At 66.5% G+C, this 19826-nt stretch carries 19 protein-coding genes and 1 tRNA gene; 12 read left to right on the top strand and 8 right to left on the bottom strand.

All coding sequences use genetic code 11. From position 1 onward, the window contains the following. Positions 1-11 precede the first annotated feature (11 nt). The 7 genes from Tharo_RS13135 (at position 12) to Tharo_RS13105 (ending at position 6487) form a co-directional block, all read left to right on the top strand. Entirely contained in the window at positions 12-287 is a 276-nt protein-coding gene (locus Tharo_RS13135; RefSeq protein ID WP_107221599.1) for a hypothetical protein, read from the top strand. Between the two features lie 4 nt (positions 288-291). Continuing rightward, positions 292-1362: a glycolate oxidase subunit GlcE gene (gene glcE, locus Tharo_RS13130; protein WP_107221598.1), complete on the top strand. Its 1071-nt coding sequence runs from the start codon at positions 292-294 to the stop codon at positions 1360-1362. Positions 1363-1364: 2 nt separating this feature from the next. Continuing rightward, positions 1365-2609 (top strand): glycolate oxidase subunit GlcF, encoded by a 1245-nt coding sequence (gene glcF / locus Tharo_RS13125; protein ID WP_107221597.1) that lies wholly within the window; start codon positions 1365-1367, stop codon positions 2607-2609. A gap of 49 nt (positions 2610-2658) precedes the next feature. Beyond that, a complete protein-coding gene (locus Tharo_RS13120; protein WP_107221596.1) occupies positions 2659-3438 on the top strand; it encodes a PP2C family protein-serine/threonine phosphatase in 780 nt (259 codons plus the stop codon). A gap of 228 nt (positions 3439-3666) precedes the next feature. After that, positions 3667-4791, top strand: coding sequence for an NAD(P) transhydrogenase subunit alpha (locus tag Tharo_RS13115; protein ID WP_107221595.1), 1125 nt, complete (start codon positions 3667-3669; stop codon positions 4789-4791). Between the two features lie 14 nt (positions 4792-4805). Continuing rightward, entirely contained in the window at positions 4806-5111 is a 306-nt protein-coding gene (locus Tharo_RS13110; protein ID WP_075147777.1) for an NAD(P) transhydrogenase subunit alpha part 2, read from the top strand. Next, complete coding sequence (locus tag Tharo_RS13105) at positions 5108-6487, top strand: NAD(P)(+) transhydrogenase (Re/Si-specific) subunit beta (protein ID WP_107221594.1); 1380 nt, start codon at positions 5108-5110, stop codon at positions 6485-6487. Before Tharo_RS13110 ends, Tharo_RS13105 begins: the two co-directional genes overlap by 4 nt. Positions 6488-6592: 105 nt before the next feature. Here Tharo_RS13105 and Tharo_RS13100 read toward each other — a convergent pair whose 3' ends face one another. Continuing rightward, the gene (locus Tharo_RS13100) at positions 6593-8059 is read right to left on the bottom strand and encodes a DEAD/DEAH box helicase (protein ID WP_107221593.1); all 1467 of its coding nucleotides are present in this window, start codon (positions 8057-8059) and stop codon (positions 6593-6595) included. A 131-nt stretch (positions 8060-8190) separates the two neighbouring features. Continuing rightward, positions 8191-9285 carry a 23S rRNA (cytidine(2498)-2'-O)-methyltransferase RlmM gene (gene rlmM / locus Tharo_RS13095; RefSeq protein ID WP_107221592.1) on the bottom strand — a complete coding sequence of 365 codons (1095 nt, stop codon included), beginning with the start codon at positions 9283-9285 and terminating at the stop codon, positions 8191-8193. A gap of 215 nt (positions 9286-9500) precedes the next feature. Between rlmM and Tharo_RS13090 the strand changes: the two genes are divergently transcribed. From Tharo_RS13090 to Tharo_RS13075, 4 genes are all read left to right on the top strand, one after another. Further along, positions 9501-10538, top strand: a complete 1038-nt coding sequence (locus Tharo_RS13090) for an aldo/keto reductase (protein ID WP_107222431.1) — start codon at positions 9501-9503, stop codon at positions 10536-10538. Positions 10539-10723: 185 nt separating this feature from the next. Further along, positions 10724-11926, top strand: coding sequence for an extracellular solute-binding protein (locus Tharo_RS13085; protein WP_425444957.1), 1203 nt, complete (start codon positions 10724-10726; stop codon positions 11924-11926). A 108-nt stretch (positions 11927-12034) separates the two neighbouring features. Next, positions 12035-13003, top strand: a complete 969-nt coding sequence (gene ispB / locus Tharo_RS13080; protein WP_107222430.1) for an octaprenyl diphosphate synthase — start codon at positions 12035-12037, stop codon at positions 13001-13003. 48 nt (positions 13004-13051) lie between these two features. Further along, positions 13052-13128: transfer RNA gene (locus Tharo_RS13075), tRNA-Pro, on the top strand. Positions 13129-13477: 349 nt separating this feature from the next. Here the strand turns inward: Tharo_RS13075 and Tharo_RS13070 are convergent. After that, positions 13478-13768 carry a CcdB family protein gene (locus Tharo_RS13070; RefSeq protein ID WP_170110016.1) on the bottom strand — a complete coding sequence of 97 codons (291 nt, stop codon included), beginning with the start codon at positions 13766-13768 and terminating at the stop codon, positions 13478-13480. Beyond that, positions 13756-13959 (bottom strand): type II toxin-antitoxin system CcdA family antitoxin, encoded by a 204-nt coding sequence (locus Tharo_RS13065; RefSeq protein WP_107221590.1) that lies wholly within the window; start codon positions 13957-13959, stop codon positions 13756-13758. Before Tharo_RS13065 ends, Tharo_RS13070 begins: the two co-directional genes overlap by 13 nt. Before the next feature lie 82 nt (positions 13960-14041). Here Tharo_RS13065 and Tharo_RS13060 point away from each other — a divergent pair, with 82 nt between their 5' ends. Continuing rightward, positions 14042-14995: an IS1595 family transposase gene (locus Tharo_RS13060; protein WP_107219617.1), complete on the top strand. Its 954-nt coding sequence runs from the start codon at positions 14042-14044 to the stop codon at positions 14993-14995. Positions 14996-15190: 195 nt separating this feature from the next. Here Tharo_RS13060 and Tharo_RS13055 read toward each other — a convergent pair whose 3' ends face one another. The 4 genes from Tharo_RS13055 to rfbA form a co-directional block, all read right to left on the bottom strand. Continuing rightward, on the bottom strand, positions 15191-16765 hold the full coding sequence (locus Tharo_RS13055; protein WP_107221589.1) for a Fic family protein: 1575 nt from the start codon (positions 16763-16765) through the stop codon (positions 15191-15193). 106 nt (positions 16766-16871) lie between these two features. Beyond that, a complete protein-coding gene (locus tag Tharo_RS13050) occupies positions 16872-18188 on the bottom strand; it encodes a glycosyltransferase family 2 protein (RefSeq protein WP_159051703.1) in 1317 nt (438 codons plus the stop codon). A 70-nt stretch (positions 18189-18258) separates the two neighbouring features. Further along, positions 18259-18804 carry a dTDP-4-dehydrorhamnose 3,5-epimerase gene (gene rfbC / locus Tharo_RS13045; RefSeq protein ID WP_107221587.1) on the bottom strand — a complete coding sequence of 182 codons (546 nt, stop codon included), beginning with the start codon at positions 18802-18804 and terminating at the stop codon, positions 18259-18261. Beyond that, positions 18804-19688: a glucose-1-phosphate thymidylyltransferase RfbA gene (gene rfbA, locus Tharo_RS13040; protein ID WP_107221586.1), complete on the bottom strand. Its 885-nt coding sequence runs from the start codon at positions 19686-19688 to the stop codon at positions 18804-18806. Before rfbA ends, rfbC begins: the two co-directional genes overlap by 1 nt. Positions 19689-19826 lie beyond the last annotated feature (138 nt).

Raw genomic sequence — 19826 nt, 5'->3', positions numbered from 1 at the left:
CGTGGACGGCGATGGCGGACAAGGGCTGGGTGCAGTTCCTGCTGGTGGCGGTGCCGGTGATGTCGCTGGTCGGCGCCTGGCTGGCGCTGCGGACTGTCGGCGGGCGTTCCCACCGCCGGCCGGCGCAGGAAGAGGACGACGGGCCGCCTGGCGGTGGGCACTGGCGACGGGAAGGCGGAGAGGGCGAGGGTGTGCGCAAGGCGGGCGGGCAGTGTCGATTGGATGGGAATGCAACGGGCGCAGGCCTGGGCCGATTGATCCGGCGGGACGAGGTGGACGATGAATGAGGCGATGACCGCCATCGAGCGCGAATGGAGCGAGCGGGTGCGCATGGCCGTGGCGGACAAGCGCGCGCTGTGTCTGCGCGCAGGCGGTACCAAGGATTTCTACGGACGGGCGCCGGCAGGCGAAATCTTCGATCTGCGCGCCAACACCGGCGTGGTGAGCTACGAGCCCACCGAGCTGGTGGTGACGGTGCGCGGCGGCACTCCGCTGGCCGAACTCGAGGCCTTGCTCGCCGGGCAGAACCAGTTCCTCGCCTGCGAGCCGCCGCACTTCGGTGCCGCCGCGACGGTGGGCGGCGCGGTCGCTGCCGGACTCGCCGGCCCGCGGCGGGCGAGCGCGGGCGCAGTGCGCGACTTCGTGCTCGGGGTGAAGATCCTCGACGGGCGCGGCGAGGTGCTGAATTTCGGCGGGCGGGTGATGAAGAACGTCGCCGGCTACGATCTGTCGCGCCTGATCGCGGGCAGTCTGGGCACCTTGGGCGTCGTCCTCGAAGTGTCGCTGAAGGTGCTGCCGCGGCCCGTCGCCGAGCGCACGCTGCGTTTCGAATGCGACGAAGCCGATGCGCTCGCACGCATGAACGAGTGGGGCGGGCAGCCGCTGCCGGTGTCGGCCAGCTGCTGGTGCGAGGGGGCGCTTCATCTGCGCCTGTCGGGGGCGGAGGCTGCGGTACGGGCCGCGGCCGGCCGCCTCGGCGGCGAAACCGTCGACGAGGCTGCGGCTGCGGCGTTGTGGCAGGACGTGCGCGAGCAGCGCAGCGGGCCTTTTCTGCTCGCCGCCGGGGAGACCCTGTGGCGGCTCGCCCTGCCGAGCACCGCGCCGGCGCTGGAGCTGCCCGGGCGCCAGCTGATCGAATGGGGCGGCGGCCTGCGCTGGATCGCCGGCATGCCCGTGCCGGCCGCCGTGCGCGCACGCGCCGCAGCGCTCGGTGGCCATGCCACGTGCTTTCGCGGCGGCGACCGTGGCGGCGCGGTGTTCCAGCCGCTGTCCGCCCCGCTGGTGACGATCCATCGCCGCCTCAAGCACGCGTTCGACCCCGCCGGCGTGTTCAACCCCGGCCGCCTCTACGAGGATTTCTGAGCATGCAGACCCGGCTTGCCGATTTCATCCGCGACACCGCGGACGGCCGCGAGGCCGACGCGATCCTGCGAAAGTGCGTGCATTGCGGCTTTTGCACCGCGACCTGCCCGACCTACCAGCTGCTCGGCGACGAACTCGACGGCCCGCGCGGGCGTATCTATCTGATCAAGCAGCTGCTCGAAGGCGCCGAGGTCACCGAGCGCACCCGGCTCCACCTCGACCGCTGCCTGACCTGCCGCGCCTGCGAGACCACCTGCCCCTCGGGCGTGCACTACAGCCGCCTGCTCGACATCGGCCGCGGCCTCGTCGATCAACGGGTGCCGCGCCGCGGTGGCGATGCGCTGATGCGCCTTGCCCTGCGCGAGTTCGTGCCGCGGCCGAAGCTGTTCGGGCTGGCGATGAAGGCTGGCCAGGCGTTGCGCCCGCTGCTGCCGAAAACGCTGCAGGACAAGGTCCCGCACCTGCGTCCGGCGGGCCCCCGGCCGGCGCCGCGCCACGCGCGCCGGGTGCTCGCGCTCGCCGGCTGCGTGCAGCCGGCGATGGCACCGTCGATCAACGCCGCCGCGGCGCGCGTGCTCGATGCGCTGGGAATCTCGATGGTGGAAGCGGCCGGTGCCGGGTGCTGCGGCGCGGTGCGCTTCCATCTCGACGACCACGACGGTGCGCGCGCCGACGCCAGGCGCAACATCGACGCCTGGTGGCCGGCGATCGAGGGCGGTGAGGTCGAAGCCGTCGTCACCACCGCCTCGGGCTGCGGCGTGCAGGTGAAGGATTACGCCCATCTGCTGCAACAGGACGGCGCTTACGCCGCCAAGGCGCTGCGGGTGAGCGCGCTGGCGCGCGACATCGGCGAAGTGGTGGCGGCCGAGGCCCCCGCGCTGCAAGCGGCGCTCGGCGCCCGCGTGCAGCCGAAACGCGCGCTCGCCTGGCACGCACCGTGCACCCTGCAGCATGGCTTGCGTATCCGCGGCACGGTGGAAGCCCTGCTCGCGGCAGCCGGATTCGAACTCACACCGGTGCGCGATGCCCACCTGTGCTGCGGCTCTGCAGGCACCTACTCGCTGCTCCAGTCCGAACTCGCCGCGCGCCTGCGCACGAACAAGCTCGACGCACTGGAGGCCGGTGGCGCCGGCCTGATCGCCTCGGCCAACATCGGCTGCATCAGCCACCTGCAGGCCGGGACCGCGACTCCGGTGCGGCACTGGATCGAGCTGATCGATGCGCGCCTGAACGGCCTGCCGGATTGATATCATGCGCTGACGTCCTTTCCGCAACCCCTTGCCCACGATCCCGCCGATGCCTTTCAGTGCTGAAACCTGCGTCGCCCTGCACCGTGGCGACCGCGAGGAACAACAGGACCGGGTCGGCCTTTTCCCCCATCCGAAGCGCTCGGGCACGCTGCTGGCCGTGCTCGCCGACGGGATGGGCGGCCATAGCGGCGGGGCGATGGCCGCCGAGCAGGTGCTGATCCGTGCCCGGCAGAATTTCGAAGCCTACGCTCCGCTGTACGAGACCCCCGACAGCCTTCTTGCCAGTGTCATCGACGAGGCCCACCTGGTGATCAAGCTGACCCGCTTCACCAGCGAGCAGGACCCGCACAGCACCGCGGTGGTGTTCCTGCTGCAGCAGGGCAAGGCCTACTGGGCGCATTGCGGCGATTCGCGCCTGTACCACTTCCGCGGCCCGTCCCTGGTGTCGCGCAGCGCCGACCATTCGCTGGTCGGCGAGCTGCAGCGCAAGGGGCGACTGGACGCCGCCGATGCGCTCTGGCATCCGCGGCGCAACGTGCTGCTGTCCTGCCTGGGCAGCGAGCGGGCGCCACGGATCGAGTATGGCCGCGAAGAAGCGCCGCTCGCGGGGGATGTGTTCCTGCTGTGTTCGGACGGGGTGTGGGCCTACTTCGACGACGCCGAGCTTGGCGCCACCCTGCACGAGCTGCCCCCCCGCGCCGCCGCCGAGCGCCTGATCGGCCAGGCCCGCGAGCGCGCGCGCGGGAGCGGCGACAACCTCTCGCTGGCGATCATCAAGCTCGTCCCGCCGTCCTCTCCTGCCCCGGCGTCGCCCGGCAAGAACTGAGCGCGGGGGCGCCGCTGCCGCGCCGATCCCGTCCCGGTCGATCCGCCCGCTGCCGATTTGCCCGCCGATGCGCCGGGTTGCGCCGCCGGCGGATGCCGGTAAGATGAGCCCGATAGCGGATTCGAATGCCGCGGCAAAGGCCTTCGGCGCGACGTTGCCGCTTCCCGGTTCCCCGGGCCGCGGCCTTTCGACCCGGTTTGATGCCGTTTTTGAGCGAGGAGGATGTCCATGCCCCTGGTCATCGGAGTGCTAGTGGAAACCCACCCCGGCGAGCGACGCCTGTCCGTCGTGCCGGATGTGGTCAAGAAGTATCAGGGCCTTGGCGCCTGGGTGGTGATGCAGAAGGGAGCGGGCCTGCCTGCGCACTTCCGCGATGCCGATTTTGCCGAGGTGACTCTGGTCGACCGCGCCGACGAGGTCTGCGCCGAGGCCGACGTGGTGTTCTGCGTGCAGCCGCCAGCGCCCGCCACGCTCGCCGCGCTCAAGCCGGGCAGCGTGCTGCTCGGCCTGCTGCAGCCCTGGGCGAGCGCCGAGCGCGCACGCCAGCTCGCCGAACGCGGGGTCACCGCGTTCGCGCTCGAACTGCTGCCGCGCATTTCGCGGGCGCAGAGCATGGACGTACTCTCCAGCCAGGGCGCGGTGGCGGGCTATGAATGCGCGCTGATCGCCGCCGACCACAGCCCGAAGTTCTTCCCGATGCTGACCTATGCCGCAGGCACCATCCGTCCGGCCAAGGTGCTGGTGATCGGCGCCGGCGTCGCCGGCCTGCAAGCGATCGCCACCGCGCGCCGGATCGGGGCGATGGTCGAGGCCTACGACGTGCGTCCGGAAACGCGCGAGCAGGTCGAATCGCTCGGCGCCAAGTTCGTCGACACCGGAGTGGCGGCCGCGGGCAGCGGCGGCTATGCACGGGAATTGACCGACGAGGAGAAGGCGAAGCAGGCCGAACGCCTGTCCAGGGCGGTGGCGCAGTGCGACGCCCTGATCACCACCGCGGCGCTGCCCGGGCGGCCGGCGCCGCGCATCATCGGCGCGGACATGATCGCGCGCATGAAACCCGGCGCGGTGGTCGTCGATATGGCGGCCGACAGCGGCGGCAATGTCGAAGGCACGGTGGCCGGCGACAAGGTGTGGATCAACGACGTACTCGTGATCGGCCCCACCAACATTCCCAGCCGCATGCCGGTGCACGCTTCGGAGATGCTCGCCAAGAACCTGTTCAACTTCATTTCGCCCTTCATCCGCGACGGCGCGCTGGCGCTCGACTGGGAAGACGAAGTGATTTCCGGCAGCTGCCTCACCCACGCGGGCGAAATCCGCCACCCCGGGGTGAAGCAGGCGCTCGGCCTGTAAAGGAGGATTCAGCCATGGATGGCTTCACCGCACTGTACATTTTCATGCTGGCCGCATTCACCGGGTACGAGGTGATTTCGCGCGTGCCGGTGATCCTGCATACGCCGCTGATGTCGGGCTCGAACTTCGTGCACGGCGTGGTCCTGATCGGGGCGATGGTCGCGCTCGGCCATGCCGATCCGGAGGACCCGGTGCAACTGGCGATCGGTTTCGTCGCCGTATTCCTGGGCGCGGCCAACGCCGCCGGCGGTTACATCGTCACTGAACGGATGCTGGGCATGTTCAAGGCCGGCGGCCGCAAGCAAGGAGGCGCGCAATGACGTCGAACTGGTTCGTGAGCATGGCGTATTTCATCGTCGCGGTGGTGTTCATCGTCGGCCTGAAGGCGATGGCCTCGCCGGTGACCGCGCGCCGCGGCATCGTGTGGGCCGGCTTTGCGATGGTCGGGGCGACGGTGGTGACCTTTTTCATGCCGGGGCTGCACAACATCGGCCTGATGGTGCTGGCGATCGTGCTCGGCGGCGGTGTCGCCTGGTACAGCGGCAAGGTGGTCAAGATGACCGACATGCCGCAGATGGTCGCCATCTACAACGGCATGGGCGGCGGCGCCGCGGCGGGGATCGCGGCGATCGAGCTGGTGCGCGGCGTGCCCCACGACGGCGTCACGTCGACGCTGCTGGCGCTGGGCGCGATCATCGGCGCGGTGGCCTTCTCCGGCTCGTGCGTGGCGTTCGCCAAGCTGCAGGGCTTGATGACGAAGGCGATCCGTCTGCCGCAGCAGAACAACGTCAACTTCTTCCTGACCCTGGCGACGTTCGGTGTCGGCCTGACGGTGGCCTATTCGAGCGCCCCGGGCGGCTTCGAGATCTTCCTCTTCTTCGCCCTCGCGCTGGCGCTGGGGGCGGTGCTGGTGATGCCGATCGGCGGCGCCGACATGCCGGTGGTGATCTCGTTACTGAACGCGTTCACCGGCCTGGCGGTGGGCTTCAAGGGCTTCGTCATCGGCAACCCGGCGCTGATCGTGGCCGGCATCGTGGTCGGTGCCTCGGGCATGCTGCTCACCCAGCTGATGGCGAAAGCGATGAACCGGCCGATCAAGAACATCATCTTCGCTCCGCTCACCGGCGCCGCGGCCGAAGGCGGCGAGGCGGTCGAAGGGACGATGCGCGAGCTCTCGGCGATGGATGCGGCGGCGCTGATGCGCTACGGCCAGAAGGTGATCATCGTCCCCGGCTACGGCATGGCGGTGGCCGGTGCCCAGCACAAGGTGTGGGAAATGGCGCAGCTGCTGGAGGAGGGCGGGGTCGAGGTGGCGTTCGCGATCCATCCTGTCGCCGGCCGCATGCCCGGCCACATGAACGTGCTGCTCGCCGAAGCCGGTGTGCCCTACGACAAGATCTTCGATCTGGAGGAGATCAACGCCGACTTCGCCCAGGCCGACGTGGCCCTGGTGATCGGCGCCAACGACGTCGTGAACCCGGTCGCGCGCACCGACAAGTCGAGCCCGATCTACGGCATGCCGATCCTCAACGCCGACCTCGCGCAGAACGTCATCGTGGTCAAGCGCGGCAAGGGCGCGGGCTACTCGGGGATTGAGAACGCGCTGTTCTACAAGGACAACTGCCGCATGCTGTACGGCAGCGCGCAGGAGGCGATCGGGGAAGTCATCCAGCACGTCAAGGCGCTGGAAGTCTGACCTGGCGGCCGCGCTCCGGGAGGCGCGCGGCCGCATCGAACATCGGGCGGCAAGTCCGGCTCTCGTGGCCGGAGTTGCCGCCCGATGTCTTTGGCGTCGGCGGGCTTACTTGCGTCCGAGGCCGCCGAGCAGGACGGCGATTGGGCGCTGGCCGCGGCGCAGCGGCTCCGGTGGGTTCGGTGCAATCGTGCCGGGCGTGGTTTCCACGGCAACGGCGGGGTTGGCGGGCTGGTAGGGTTTGCTGAAGTCGAAGCCGTCGGCGGCGATCGTCGAACGGTTGCGGCGCGGGGTGGCGCGGGTGTTCTCGCGCGTGCCGCTTTCCCGCTCGCGGGAGCCGCCGCGTGCGGCACGCGGGCGTTCGCCGGCTTCGTGCTCTGCCGGCGGGCGGCGCGAGCGCTGGCTGCGGCTGCCGGCCTCGAAGAATTCGGGCTCCGGGTCGAAGCCGGGCACGACCTCCTGCGGGATCTCGAACTTGATCAGCTTCTGGATTTCGGCCAGCCAGTGCTTTTCCTCCGAGCTGACGAGCGAGATCGCATTGCCCTGGTGGCCGGCGCGGCCGGTGCGGCCGATGCGGTGTACGTAGTCTTCGGCGGTGTGCGGCAGCTCGAAGTTGATCACGAAGGGCAGCTCGTCGATGTCGAGGCCGCGCGCGGCGACGTCGGTGGCGACCAGCACGCGCAGCTTGCCGCTTTTGAACGCCTCCAGCGTTTCGGTGCGTTGCTGCTGGCTCTTGTCGCCGTGGATGGCGTCGGCCGAGATGCCGCTGCGCTCGAGGAAGTGGGCCAGGCGTCCGCAGACGATCTTGGTATCGACGAAGACCAGCGCCTGGGTGTCGGGCTTGTGCCGCAGCAGATGGGCGAGCAGGTTGCGCTTCATGCCCGAGGACACCGGGTGCACGACGTGGGTGATCGTCTCCGACACCATGTTGCGGCGCGCGACCTCGATCAGCTGCGGGTCTTTCAGCATCTGGTCGGCGAGGCGCTTGATCTCGTCCGAGAAGGTCGCCGAGAACAGCAGGCTTTGGCGCTGGGCCGGCAGCAGCGCGAGGATGCGCTTGATGTCGGGAATGAAGCCCATGTCGAGCATGCGGTCGGCTTCGTCGAGCACCAGCACTTCGACCTGGGAGAGGTTGATCGACTTCTGTTCGATGTGATCGAGCAGGCGCCCCGGAGTGGCGATCACGACTTCGATGCCGCGGCGCAACTCCATTTGCTGGGGCTTGATGTCGACCCCGCCATAGACGCACACCGAGCGCAGCGGCAGGTGCTTGCTGTAGGTCTTGACCGACTCGTACACCTGCATCGCCAGCTCGCGCGTGGGCGCGAGGATCAGCGCGCGCGTCTGGTGGCGCGCCGGCGAGGTGCTGGTGCTGGCGTGGCGGGCGATGCGGTGCAGCAGCGGCAGGGTGAAACCGGCGGTCTTGCCGGTGCCGGTCTGCGCCCCGCCCATGACGTCGTGGCCGGCGATGACGGTGGGAATGGCCTGGCGCTGGATCGGCGTCGGCTCGGTGTAGCCGGCGTCGGCGACGGCTTGCAGTAGTTCGGGAATGAGGCCGAGATCGGCGAAGCTCATGGGTGCCTTCGGTTGGGGGCGGCTCGGGCGCGGCCGTCCGGATTGCGAAATGGCGGATTATACACGGCGCACAAAACCGTTCCGGGTCAGAGGGTTCGGTGAGGGCGCGGCGCCAGCGGGGCGGCCGCCGGCTAACGCTTGAGGGTGAGGAAGGCGGTGACTTCCTCGCGGTCGTGGTAGAGCTGCTTGATGCGCAGATCGAAGGGGCCGACGCTGGCCAGGCGCTTGCGGATCAGTTCGCGGCATTGCTCGACCGCTTCGAGCCGGCGCTTCATCGGCAGCTTGAGGTTGAAGATGGTGTAGCGGCAGCGCCCGGTGGCGATCCATTCGGCCATCAGCGAGGCGATCCGCGAGGGCTGCTCGACCATGTCGCACACCATCCAGTCCACCGGCCGCTGCGGTCGCCAGGTGAAGCCGTCGGCGCGCAGGTGTTCGACCATCTCGGTGGCCATCACGCTGTCGCGCAGCGGGCCGTTGTCGATCGCGGTGACGCGCAGACCGCGGCCGACCAGCTGCCAGGTCCAGCCGCCGGGGGCGGCGCCGAGGTCGACTGCGCGCTGGCCGGCGCGCAGGATCGTGTCGCGCTCGCCGTCGTCGAGCAGGGTCATGAACGCTTCGGCCAGCTTCATCGTCGACCGGCTGGGTGCGTTCGACGGCATGCGCAGGCGGGGGATGCCCATCGGCCACGGTGCGCACTGCCCCGGCTGGCCGGCGGCGAGCCAGGCGGTGGTGGCATCGGTGAACACGACATGCAGCACCGGCAGCCCGGTGCGGCTGGTGCGCAGGCAGCCGGCCTTCTCCAGCGCCTTGGTCAGCGGTTCGGTGAAGCGCTTGCAAAAACCCGAACGCTGCTTGGCCTCGTCGGTGTCCGGCGTTTCCAGGACAACGCCGGAAAAGCGCTGGCCGCAGGCTTTCACCGCGGCGACGATGGGGGAGGCGCGGTCGCGCTCGGGCAGCTCGTCGATGCGGCCGAACCAGGGCAGCAGCTGGCGGGCGAAGGTGGCGCGGCGCCAGTCGGTGGCCTGGCCGAAAGCGCCGAGCGGGGTCGGCTCGAAGGTTTCGAACAGCGCGAAGCCGGTGTTCGGCTCGGCGCGGAGGTGGCCGATGAGGCCGGCGTCGGCGGCGAAATCGTCGAGTTCGGCGGCCAGTTCCTTTTCGAAGCCGGCGCGGCAATAGCCGATCAGGCCGGCGCAGTGCAGGCCGGCGGCGGGAGTGTGCTGGTTCATCGGGGCGAGCGCGCGCAGGCGCTGAAGTATGATTGGGCCTTCGGTCGGGATGCGACGGGCCGGAACCCGGGATGATAAGCCGCCTCGCGAGGGCTGGCGAGTCCGCCGGTGTTCCGGGCCGTTTCGCCGGGACATGCCGTAACGGCCGCATAACAGGCTGGTGGCGGGCTGCAGCCGATCGATCGACAACAGGAGAGCACATGAACAAGCGTGAAATGCAGTACCGTCCGCTCGGTGAAGCGGGGCCGCAGGTGTCGGCGATCTGCCTGGGGACGATGACTTTCGGCGAGCAAGCCGGTGAGGCCGAGGCCCACCGTCTGCTCGACCATGCTTTCGAGCGCGGGATCAACTTCATCGACACCGCCGAGATGTACCCGGTCCCGGCCCGCGCCGAAACCTGCGGCGCCACCGAGTCGATCGTCGGCAACTGGCTCGCGCGCAAGCCGCGCGACAAGCTCGTCGTCGCCACCAAGGTGACCGGCCCGGCGCGCAGCCTGGACTGGATCCGCAACGGTCCGCCCGCACTCGACCGGGCCAACATCCGCGCCGCGGTCGAAGGCAGCCTGCGCCGGTTGCGCACCGACTACATCGATCTCTATCAGCTGCACTGGCCTGAGCGCAACCAGCCGCTGTTCGGCCAGGGCAGCTTCGACCCTGCCCGCGAGCGCGCATGCACGCCGATCCGCGCCCAGCTCGAGGTCCTCGCCGAGCTCGTCGAAGAAGGCAAGGTCAGGCAGATCGGGTTGTCGAACGAGCAGCCCTGGGGGGTGATGGAGTTCCTGCGCGTGGCGCGCGAATCGGGCCTGCCGCGGGTGGCGACGGTGCAGAATTCGTACAGCCTGCTCAACCGCGTCTACGAATACGGCTTGAGCGAAATCACCTACCGCGAGAAGGTGGGGATGCTGGCGTACTCGCCGCTGGCGTTCGGCCATCTGTCGGGCAAGTATCTGGCCGATCCGGCCGCGCCCGGGCGGATCACGCTGTTCGAGCGCTTCGGCGTACGCTACACCAAGCCCGGCGTGCTGCCGGCGGTGCGCGCCTATGTCGAACTCGCGCGCCGCCGCGGACTCAGCCCGGCAGCGCTGGCGCTGGCCTTCGTCTATTCGCGCTGGTTCGTGACCAGCACCATCGTCGGCGCCACGACCATGGCCCAGCTCGTGGAAAACCTCGACGCCTGGGAGGTCGTGGTGGATGAGGAGTTGTGCCGGGAAATCGAGGCCGTCCACCTGCTCCATACCAATCCCGCGCCCTGAGCGGCAGCGTCTCGCGTTCCCCGCGGCCGTGTTACAACTGCGGCCCGCGGGGCGACGGCGGCACGACTATAATTCCGCCGCTTCCGGGGCCGTCGCCCCGGCCCTTGCCGATACGTGCCGAGCTCATGAATACAACGCGGTTGAAACTTCTGTTCAGCGTCTTTTTCGGCTGCGCTGCCGCGGCCGTGCAACTGCCGGCACTCGCGGCCGCGCAGCCGCAGCAGATCGAACTCTTCCACCGCCTACCGGATACCAGGGCGGCGGCTCTTGCCGGTCTGGTCGAGCGCTTCAATGCCCAGTCGAAGGACGTGCGCGTGGTCCTATCGCAAGCCGATTGGCGCAGCGCCGCACCGCACCTGCTGATCCTCGAAGGCGACGATGAAGACGATTTCGTCGCCGGCAAGCCGCGCTTCAAGCCGCTGCATGCGCTGATGCGCGAAAGCGGAGTGGCGCTGCAGACCCTGCGCCCGCCGGCGATGATGACGCGGACTCCGGTCGATACCCAGGGGCGCTTGCTGGCCCTGCCGATCGGGCTGTCCACGCCGGTGCTGTTTCTCAATCGGGATGCGCTGCGCCGTGCGGGCATGAATCCGGACACGACCCGGGTCGACACCTGGTTCGAACTGCAGGAAACCCTGGGGCGTCTGGCCGATACCGGGCACACCTGCCCGTACACCGTGTCCGAACCCGGTCGCGTGATGGTGGAAAACCTCAGCGCCTGGCATAACGCGCCGGTGGCCACGGTCGCCGGAAAAACCCCCGTGCCCAGCTTCAACGGCATGTTCCAGGTCAAGCACGTGGCGATGATGGCGAGCTGGACACGGGCGCGCTACCTGCACGTCTTCGGCCACCAGGCCGAAGCCGAGCAGCGCTTCGCCAGCGGCGACTGCGCCGTGATCGCGGCGCCCTCGGCGAGCTGGGTGGATTTCCGCCGCACCGGCAAGCTCGATATCGGCGTTTCGCCCCTGCCGTACTACGAGGATTTTCCCGGGGCGCCGCAGAACACCGTCGCCGACGGTCCTGCCCTGTGGGCCGCGGCAGGCAAGAAGCCCCAGGAGTACAAGGCGGTGGCGCGCTTCGTCGCGTTCTGGCTGCAACCCGAGAATCAGGTCGCCTGGCAGCGTGAAACGGGTTACCTGCCGCTCAATCGCGCAGGCCTGCTGGCTTCGCGCAGCGAACTGCTCGGCAACGACCTCGAGAACGTGCGCGTGGCGGTGGATCAGCTCACCCACAAGCCGGCGACGCCGCAGTCTTCGGCCCAGCCCGTGGTCGAGCGCGAGAAAGTGCGGCGCATCCTCGACGAGGAACTGGCCGGAGTGTGGGCCGACGAGAAGGCCGCCAAGGAAGCGCTCGACAACGCCGTGGCGCGCGCCCGCAACGGCAGCTGAGCGTTTCCTGCCGCCGCTGCGTGCGCGTCTTCGCTGCAAAGCTCCCGCCGCTTGACGCCGCGCGCGCGCGACACCTACCATTCCGCTTTTTCCGCGAGCGTGCACGCCTTGTCCGTCAAGCAGCTTTTCGCGCCGATCGCCGCCGACATGCAGGCGGTGGATGCGGTCATCCGTAACCGCCTCCATTCGGACGTGGTCCTGATCCGCCAGGTGGCGGAGTACATCATCCATAGCGGCGGCAAGCGCCTGCGCCCGGCGCTGGTACTGTTTACTGCCGGAGCCATGGGGTACCGGGGCACGCAGCACCATGAACTGGCGGCGGTGGTCGAGTTCATCCATACCGCGACCCTGCTGCACGACGATGTCGTCGACGAATCCGAACTGCGCCGCGGCAACAAGACCGCCAACGCCCTGTTCGGCAACGCCGCTTCGGTGCTGGTCGGCGACTTCCTCTATTCGCGCGCCTTCCAGATGATGGTCGGGGTCGAAGACATGCGCGTGATGCGCGTGCTCTCCGATGCAACCAACGTCATCGCCGAAGGCGAAGTGCTGCAACTGCTCAACTGCCACAACGCCGACGTCGTCGTCGACGACTACCTGCGCGTAATCCGCTACAAGACCGCCAAGCTGTTCGAAGCCGCGGCACGCCTGGGCGGCATCCTGGGTCGGGCCAGCGCAGAGCAGGAAGAGCGCCTCGCCGCTTTCGGCACCCACCTGGGCACCGCTTTCCAGCTCATCGACGACGTGCTCGACTATTCCGCCGATGAAGCCGATACCGGCAAGCACCTCGGCGACGACCTCGCCGAAGGCAAGCCCACCTTGCCCCTGATCCACGTCATGCAGCGCGGTACGCCGGAACAGGCCGCCCTGGTGCGCAATGCCATCGAGCACGGCGGCCGCGACGATTTTGCCGCGGTGCTCGGCGCGATCCGGGCCACCGGTGCGCTCGAGGAGACCCGCCGCTACGCACAGGCCGAAGCCAGGCTCGCGATCGAGGCGATTTCCACCTTGCCCCCTTCCATTTTCAAGGATGCGCTGCTACAATTGTCGGACTTTGCAGTTGCGAGAAATCACTGATATAGTAGTCGGCTCTCGCGGAACACAAGGTCATCTGCAGTACAACGTCGGGGAATAGCTCAGCCTGGTAGAGCACTGCGTTCGGGACGCAGGGGCCGGAGGTTCGAATCCTCTTTCCCCGACCAGTAATTCTCAAGGAAATCCCGAAATTTCCTTTTTAAAAACCGCCGCTTAGGCGGTTTTTTTGTATTTTGACGTCCTTCATTGTCCTCGCTTGTCCCTCAGTGTTTTAGTGGTGCACTGTGCCAGGTCCTGCGCATTGCCCTGCCTGTACGACCCGCAGGACTGCAGGCCGTCCTCGGCCTTCCAGCGTTCAGTGTATCCAGGCCCGATACGCGGTCCTGTGAATAACTTGGCGAAACGGGGGAACCTGGCCGGGGGCCGCCCCGATGCGCACCCCGCACGCTTCGCCCCGCGTCCGCCGCTGTCCGGGCTTGCACGTACCCGCCGAGCCAGTCTTGATACGAGCCGAAACTACACCCCTGCCATCAAGACATCGATCGCTCGATTTATTCGATCACCTTGATCCGCCACACTCCCGGCGCGACGCAAACCCGACCGCCGCACAGCGGCGATCAGCCGGGTTGCAAGAATCAAGCACTTGCCATCGTGCAAGAGCTCGGGATTCAAGCCCTTGACCACCGGGTAATCAGTAAGGAGAGGGATCACGACCACCGCCGGATCGGGTGGCAAGAGGTTGCTTTCGACAACGACCATCTTCACCCCGCTGTATTCCGCTACGTCATATCGACTCAGGCGCTCCATGAAGAGCCTCCCGGCGCACAAATGATGTCAGCCAGCGGGTGTCCGTTGCGCTCGTGCCAGGCTGCTTGTGCTGCGAAGGCCTCTGCGTTCTCGGTGAGCCACTGCATGTGTCGGGCTTCGGCGACCGCCTTCTTGAGCGCCGCTTCAGCCACAGCGGACACATTGATCTCAAGTGCTTTCTTGATTAGCAATGATGATCAGCCAAGCTGGCCGGCCACGGTCGCCGGGCCTATACTGTATGTACGTACAGTATATCTGGTGAGAGGTGGAGCCATGGCAATGAACCGAATCCAGTTTCAACCCGGCCTGTCGATGCCCGAGTTTCTCAAGCGCTACGGGACCGAAGCGCAGTGCGCGGCGGCGTTGGAGCAGGCGCGCTGGCCGCAGGGGTTTCGGTGCCCGAGTTGCGATGGGGCCGCCTACAGCCGGGTGCGCGGGCGAACCCACGCGCTGTTCCAGTGCCAGGCCTGTCGGCATCAGACCTCGCTGATCGCGGGCACCGTGATGCAGGGCACGAAATTGGCCCTGACCGTGTGGTTCCTCGCGATCTACCTCATCAGCCAAGCCAAGACCGGTCTGTCGGCGCTCGCCCTCAAGCGGCACCTGGGGGTGAGCTACCCGACCGCCTGGCTGATCCACCACAAGCTGATGCAGGCGATGGCCGAACGCGAGCAGCGCTATGTCCTCGAAGGCCAGGTCCAGATCGATGATGCCTACCTCGGCGGTGAGCGCAGCGGAGGCAAGGTCGGTCGCGGCTCGGAAAACAAGGTCCCTTTCGTCGCCGCCGTCTCCCTCAGTGATGACGGCCACCCCTTGCGCGCCAAACTCACGCCCGTACCGGGCTTCAGCCTCCAGGCGATCGGGCAGTGGGCGACGACGCATCTGGCCCCCGGCAGCACTGTGTTCTCCGATGGGCTGGCGTGTTTCGGTGCGGTCACGGCGGCTGGATGCACGCATCAGCCGACCGTCGTCGCTGGACGCAAACCGAAGGACTTGCCCGAATTCCAGTGGATCAACACCGTGCTGGGCAACCTCAAGACCAGTCTGAACGGGAGCTACCATGCATTCGACTTCCGAAAGTATGCGGCGCGTTACCTCGCCGCTTTCGCCTACCGCTTCAACCGCCGATTCGATCTCCGGGCACTGCATACGCGCCTGCTCGTCGCCGCAGCCAACTGCGGGCCGCTCCCGCAGCGCGCGATTCGGACCGCTGAGGTTCATTGCTAATCAGGAGTGCTTTTGCGCAGTCGAGTGTTTCGGCGTCCAGGGTCAAAGAGGTCTTGCGTTTTGTCCTTGGCACCATCAGAGCCTCCTTCTAGATACCGCACTACTATACCGCTGAAAAGAAGAAGTATATGCTGCGGCTGGTCGAGCGGGACGGTTCCACCATCTGCTCATACCCGCGGTCCGGGAACTCTTTCCTCATTTACCCGCCACATTGCCGCTTGGCAGCCCATCAAAAGCGTGCGCTACAACTTGAACGATAGCCACCCAGATACCTGGCTCGGTCAGCAAGGGCATCTCCTTGGACAACACATTCGACAGCTTGCCCTGATTGGCCTCAACCGACCGAATGATGCGATCGATCTGCATATCGGGCATCTCGACGATGTCCTTGATCGCAGCCCGGGCCTGGGCGTAACTGCGCATGTAGCGCGACTCTTCGCGCATGTCGTCACGGATGGTGCGCGCCAGCACATCGGCCAGATAGACCACATGTCGTGTCAAATCCATGTATCGCCAGACCGGCCGCGCGATGGCATCGCCCTTGAACACAAAATTCGATCGAATGCCGTCGGCGTAAGAGGCCTGAGCAGGGGAAAACGCGTAAACCTCAGCCAGAGCCCCCATTAGCGGACGAGAGATCGTGTCCAGAATGCGATCGTAGGCACGCCGCTCTGAGGCGTCGCTGGTGATCAGGGACGAGACCGGCAGGATCATCGGCTCCTGGACGACCCCGTCACGACGCAACACATCGTTGATCAGAAAACGATGTACCCGCCCGTTGCCATCGGCCAGCGGGTGGATGTAAACAAAACCAAAAGCCAGCACCGCGCTGCGCATCACCGCCGATTGCCCGTAGGTGCGGTCCCAGAAGACCCTCATCCCGTCCAGCATCGCCTGCATGTCGGCTGCAGGCGGCGCCACGTAGTGAACCACCTCCTGGTAGCGAACCACCTCACCCACAAACACGGGCGACTGGCGAATGCCGAACTGCTGCAGCGTGGTGCGCCGGCCCAGGATCTCGGATTGCAACTGTGCCAGCGAGGCATCGTCGAGTGGCAAAGCGCCCTCACCGGTGCGCCGCGCCAAGACATCGGCAAAACGCTGGATGCGATCCGATTGGTCCGCCTCACCCTCGATCGCAAAGCTCGATTTGCTCTCACGCAGCGTCATCCAGACTGCCGAGCGCATCAGCACATCTTCCCCAAACTCCAGTGCGAGCTCGTTCAACAGGCGCTGAACATCGACCGCGACCGCTTCATCGAAATCACTCGTCTTGCGAACGATGGGGCAAAAGGCGGGCGACCCGGGCAGGTTGTCCCGCACACGCCAGCGGCGGTTGGGTACAGATCGGTCGGGTGATGCGGCCACCAGTTTTCGATCGTCCAGCACGTCCACATAGGGGCCTGCCATGAGCGCCCGCACATTCAGTTGACGCCCCGTCAGCCACTCGTACAGAAACCCGGCCTTCCTGGCATATTGGCCACTGGGCTCGTCGTCGATCCAGGCCACCAACTCCATTGTGTCGACCCGCTCAAACAAGCGGCAGAGCATCTCCAGGTGCAACACCTCGTGCTTGAGGTGGAACGTCAGATGCCCGCGCAAATTCGCACTGGGTCGCATCCCTTCCACGAAGGTCTCGGTCTTGACGCCATCGGCCAGCTGCGTCGTGCGGCGCCCGCCGACACGACTCCGCACCGTCAAAGGCATGACAAGTTCGATGCCATAGCGAGCCACCAACCAAGCGCCGCCGAGCAGGTTTTGAGTGTCCATGGCCGATTATGCGCAAGAACCTGTGCGAACGCGCAAAAACATATCGAAAATCAGAATTCTGCTCAGAAATCTTCGAGGCCGCCTGGTCTACTTCGCCCTGCCGTAGTTATCCCGGCTGTATCACTTGCTCATCCACTACGCAATGCCCCACCGCCACCTGTTCATGCCCGCTGCCGCAAGGCTGCCCGGCTGCGTCCAGCAGGTCCACCCGCAGCGTGATCACGTTGGGGGCTCCGTTCAGCAGCAATGGGTGTGTCAGACCCGCGTTGAAATTCGTATTGGCGCGAAGCGGAATCTGCACCTGCTGCAAGCCATTGATGTCGATGTGCAGGCGCAAGCCATGGCCTGCGGGGCAGGGCAGGGTGCGGCCACACACGTACAGGTTGCGTGCGCAGGGCAGGGCGTTCACCGTCAGGCGAGCGGTTTCGGTCAACACGAAGCTGTCGAGCGCCGCATCAAAGCGCAGGCCGCTGAAATTGCAGCGTGCCGCCAGATTGGCGTCCGGTGCGGCGCCGTCCAGCAGGCACGCCCAGCGTTGTTCCTGCTGCTGCAACATCGCCTCGGCTAGCGTGCGTGCGGCCGTGTGCGGCGTGGCCAGAAAAGCCGGTGTCAGTGTGTTCAGCAGTGCTTGGCCTTCGTCACTGGGTTCTGTCATCGACAGTCGCATGACCCACTCGCGAGCCAGTTCGCGCTTGATCTCTGCGCGCCAGCGCGCGAATAACGCCCGGCTGTTGCGCTCGTCGCGGTCCGAAACCGCCTGGCGGCTCAGGCTGACGTGGTGCTGGATACGGCTACCCGGCGCCAGATAAATCTTCTTTCCCGCCTCGCGCAGCTTCAGGCATAGGTCGATGTCTTCCGCCCCGTTCACGTAGCATTCTTCAAAACCGCCCGCCGCGTTGAAATCTGCTTTGTGCAGCAGCATGCATGCCCCGGTCACTGCCAGCACCTCCACGGCCTCGCGCGCATACGCCGGAAACTGACGGATGTGTTCGAACTGCCCATTCAGGTTCAGCCGCACGCCGGCATGATCCAGCGTCCCATCGGCCACGCGAAACTGTACATTGCCCACCAAGCCGGCACGCAGCCCCGGCTCATGCAGCACCGCCAGCATGGGTGCCAGCCAACCCGGCGCGAACAGCAAATCATTGTTCAGCAGCCCGATCAGCGTGCCCCGGGCCAGTGCCACGCCCGCATTGCAACTGCGTGCAAAGCCCAGGTTGTGCGGGTTTAGATACACGCGGATACGTGCATCGTCGAGTGTGGCCAGCCATGCCCGCGTGCCATCGGTCGAGCCGTCATCCACCAGGATCAGTTCGTAGTCCAGCTCCTGCGGCAACGATGCCCGCAGCGATGCCAGCATCGCCTGCGTTTCGGAAAGCTGGTTGAAAAGTGGGGTGATGAAGCTGATGGCGGGGTGTTTCACGCGCGATATTCCCATTGAGCCATGCTAAAAGGCCGCGTACCCGCGGCCCTGGAAAGCGAGCGCCTGGGTGTTACCCAAACACCTCCGCCGCCTCCAGCAGCGCCCCCTGGCTATCTTTCGCCGACAGCGACGGCTCGCCTTCCACCGGCCAGGGCAGGGCCAGTGTGGGGTCGTTCCACACGATGCAGCGCTCGTGTTCGGGCGCCCAGTAGTCGGTGGTCTTGTACAAAAACTCCGCCGATTCCGACACCACCACAAACCCATGCGCAAAGCCTTCGGGGATCCACAACTGGCGCTTGTTGTCGGCGGACAGCGTCACCCCCGCCCACTGGCCAAACGTTGGAGACGAACGGCGGATGTCCACCGCCACGTCCCACACCTCGCCGCTTACCACCCGCACCAGCTTGCCCTGCGGCTGCTGGATCTGATAATGCAGGCCGCGCAGCACGCCCTTGACCGAGCGCGAATGGTTATCCTGCACAAACGCGGTCTTCACGCCGGTCAGCTCCGCAAAGCGCTTGGCGTTGAAGCTCTCGAAGAAAAAACCGCGCTCGTCACCGAACACCTTCGGCTCGATGATCAGCACATCCGGAATCGCCGTCTGAATCACGTTCATCAGAACACCTTGTCCTGCAGCAGGCTCAGCAGATACTGGCCGTAGCCGTTCTTGGCCATCGGGGCAGCCAGCGTCCGTAGTGCGTCGTCGTCGATCCAGCCGCTGCGCCAGGCGATCTCTTCGGGCGCGGCCACCTTCAGCCCCTGACGGTGTTCAATCGTCTGGATGAACTGGCTCGCCTCCAGCATGCTCTCGTGCGTGCCGGTGTCCAGCCAGGCATAGCCACGGCCCATCAGCTCGACCTGCAGCGCGCCGCGTTCCAGGTACAGGCGGTTCAAGTCGGTGATTTCCAGCTCGCCACGGGCGGACGGGCGCACCTGTTTGGCCAGCTCGACTACCTGCGCGTCGTAAAAATACAGCTCCGTCACCGCATAGCGCGACTTGGGCTTGGCGGGCTTTTCTTCCAGGCTCAGCACCTTGCCGTTGGTGTCGAATTCGGCCACGCCGTAGCGCTCGGGGTCGTGCACTGCATAGGCAAACACGGTTGCGCCTGCGTCCCGCTCGGCGGCGCGCTTCAACAGGGCGGCAAAGTCATGGCCATGAAAGATGTTGTCCCCCAGCACCAGTGTGCAGGGTGATCCGGCCAGAAAGTCTTCGCCAATCAAAAATGCCTGCGCCAGTCCATCGGGCGAAGGCTGCACCGCATACGACAAACGAACGCCCCACTGGCTGCCGTCACCCAGCAACTGTTCGAAGCGCGGCGTGTCCTGCGGGGTGGAAATGATCAGGATGTCGCGAATGCCCGCCAGCAACAGCGTGCACAGCGGGTAATACACCATGGGTTTGTCGTAGATGGGCAGCAACTGCTTGGAAACGGCCAGGGTGGCGGGATACAGGCGGGTGCCGGAACCCCCGGCCAGGATGATGCCTTTACGTGTCGTCATCGTCGGGTTAAATAAACTGAAGTTAAGTGGCTCTGTGCCGTTTCCAGTGGAAATTGGCTCAACAACAAACGCTGTGATCGGTGGTACAACGCCCCGATCCTGACCGCACCCGTACCCACCATGAGCATCCCCGACCCG

Origin of the sequence: Thauera aromatica K172, assembly GCF_003030465.1 — a bacterium.
Classification (GTDB): domain Bacteria; phylum Pseudomonadota; class Gammaproteobacteria; order Burkholderiales; family Rhodocyclaceae; genus Thauera; species Thauera aromatica.
This window is presented reverse-complemented; position numbering and strand designations above follow the sequence as displayed.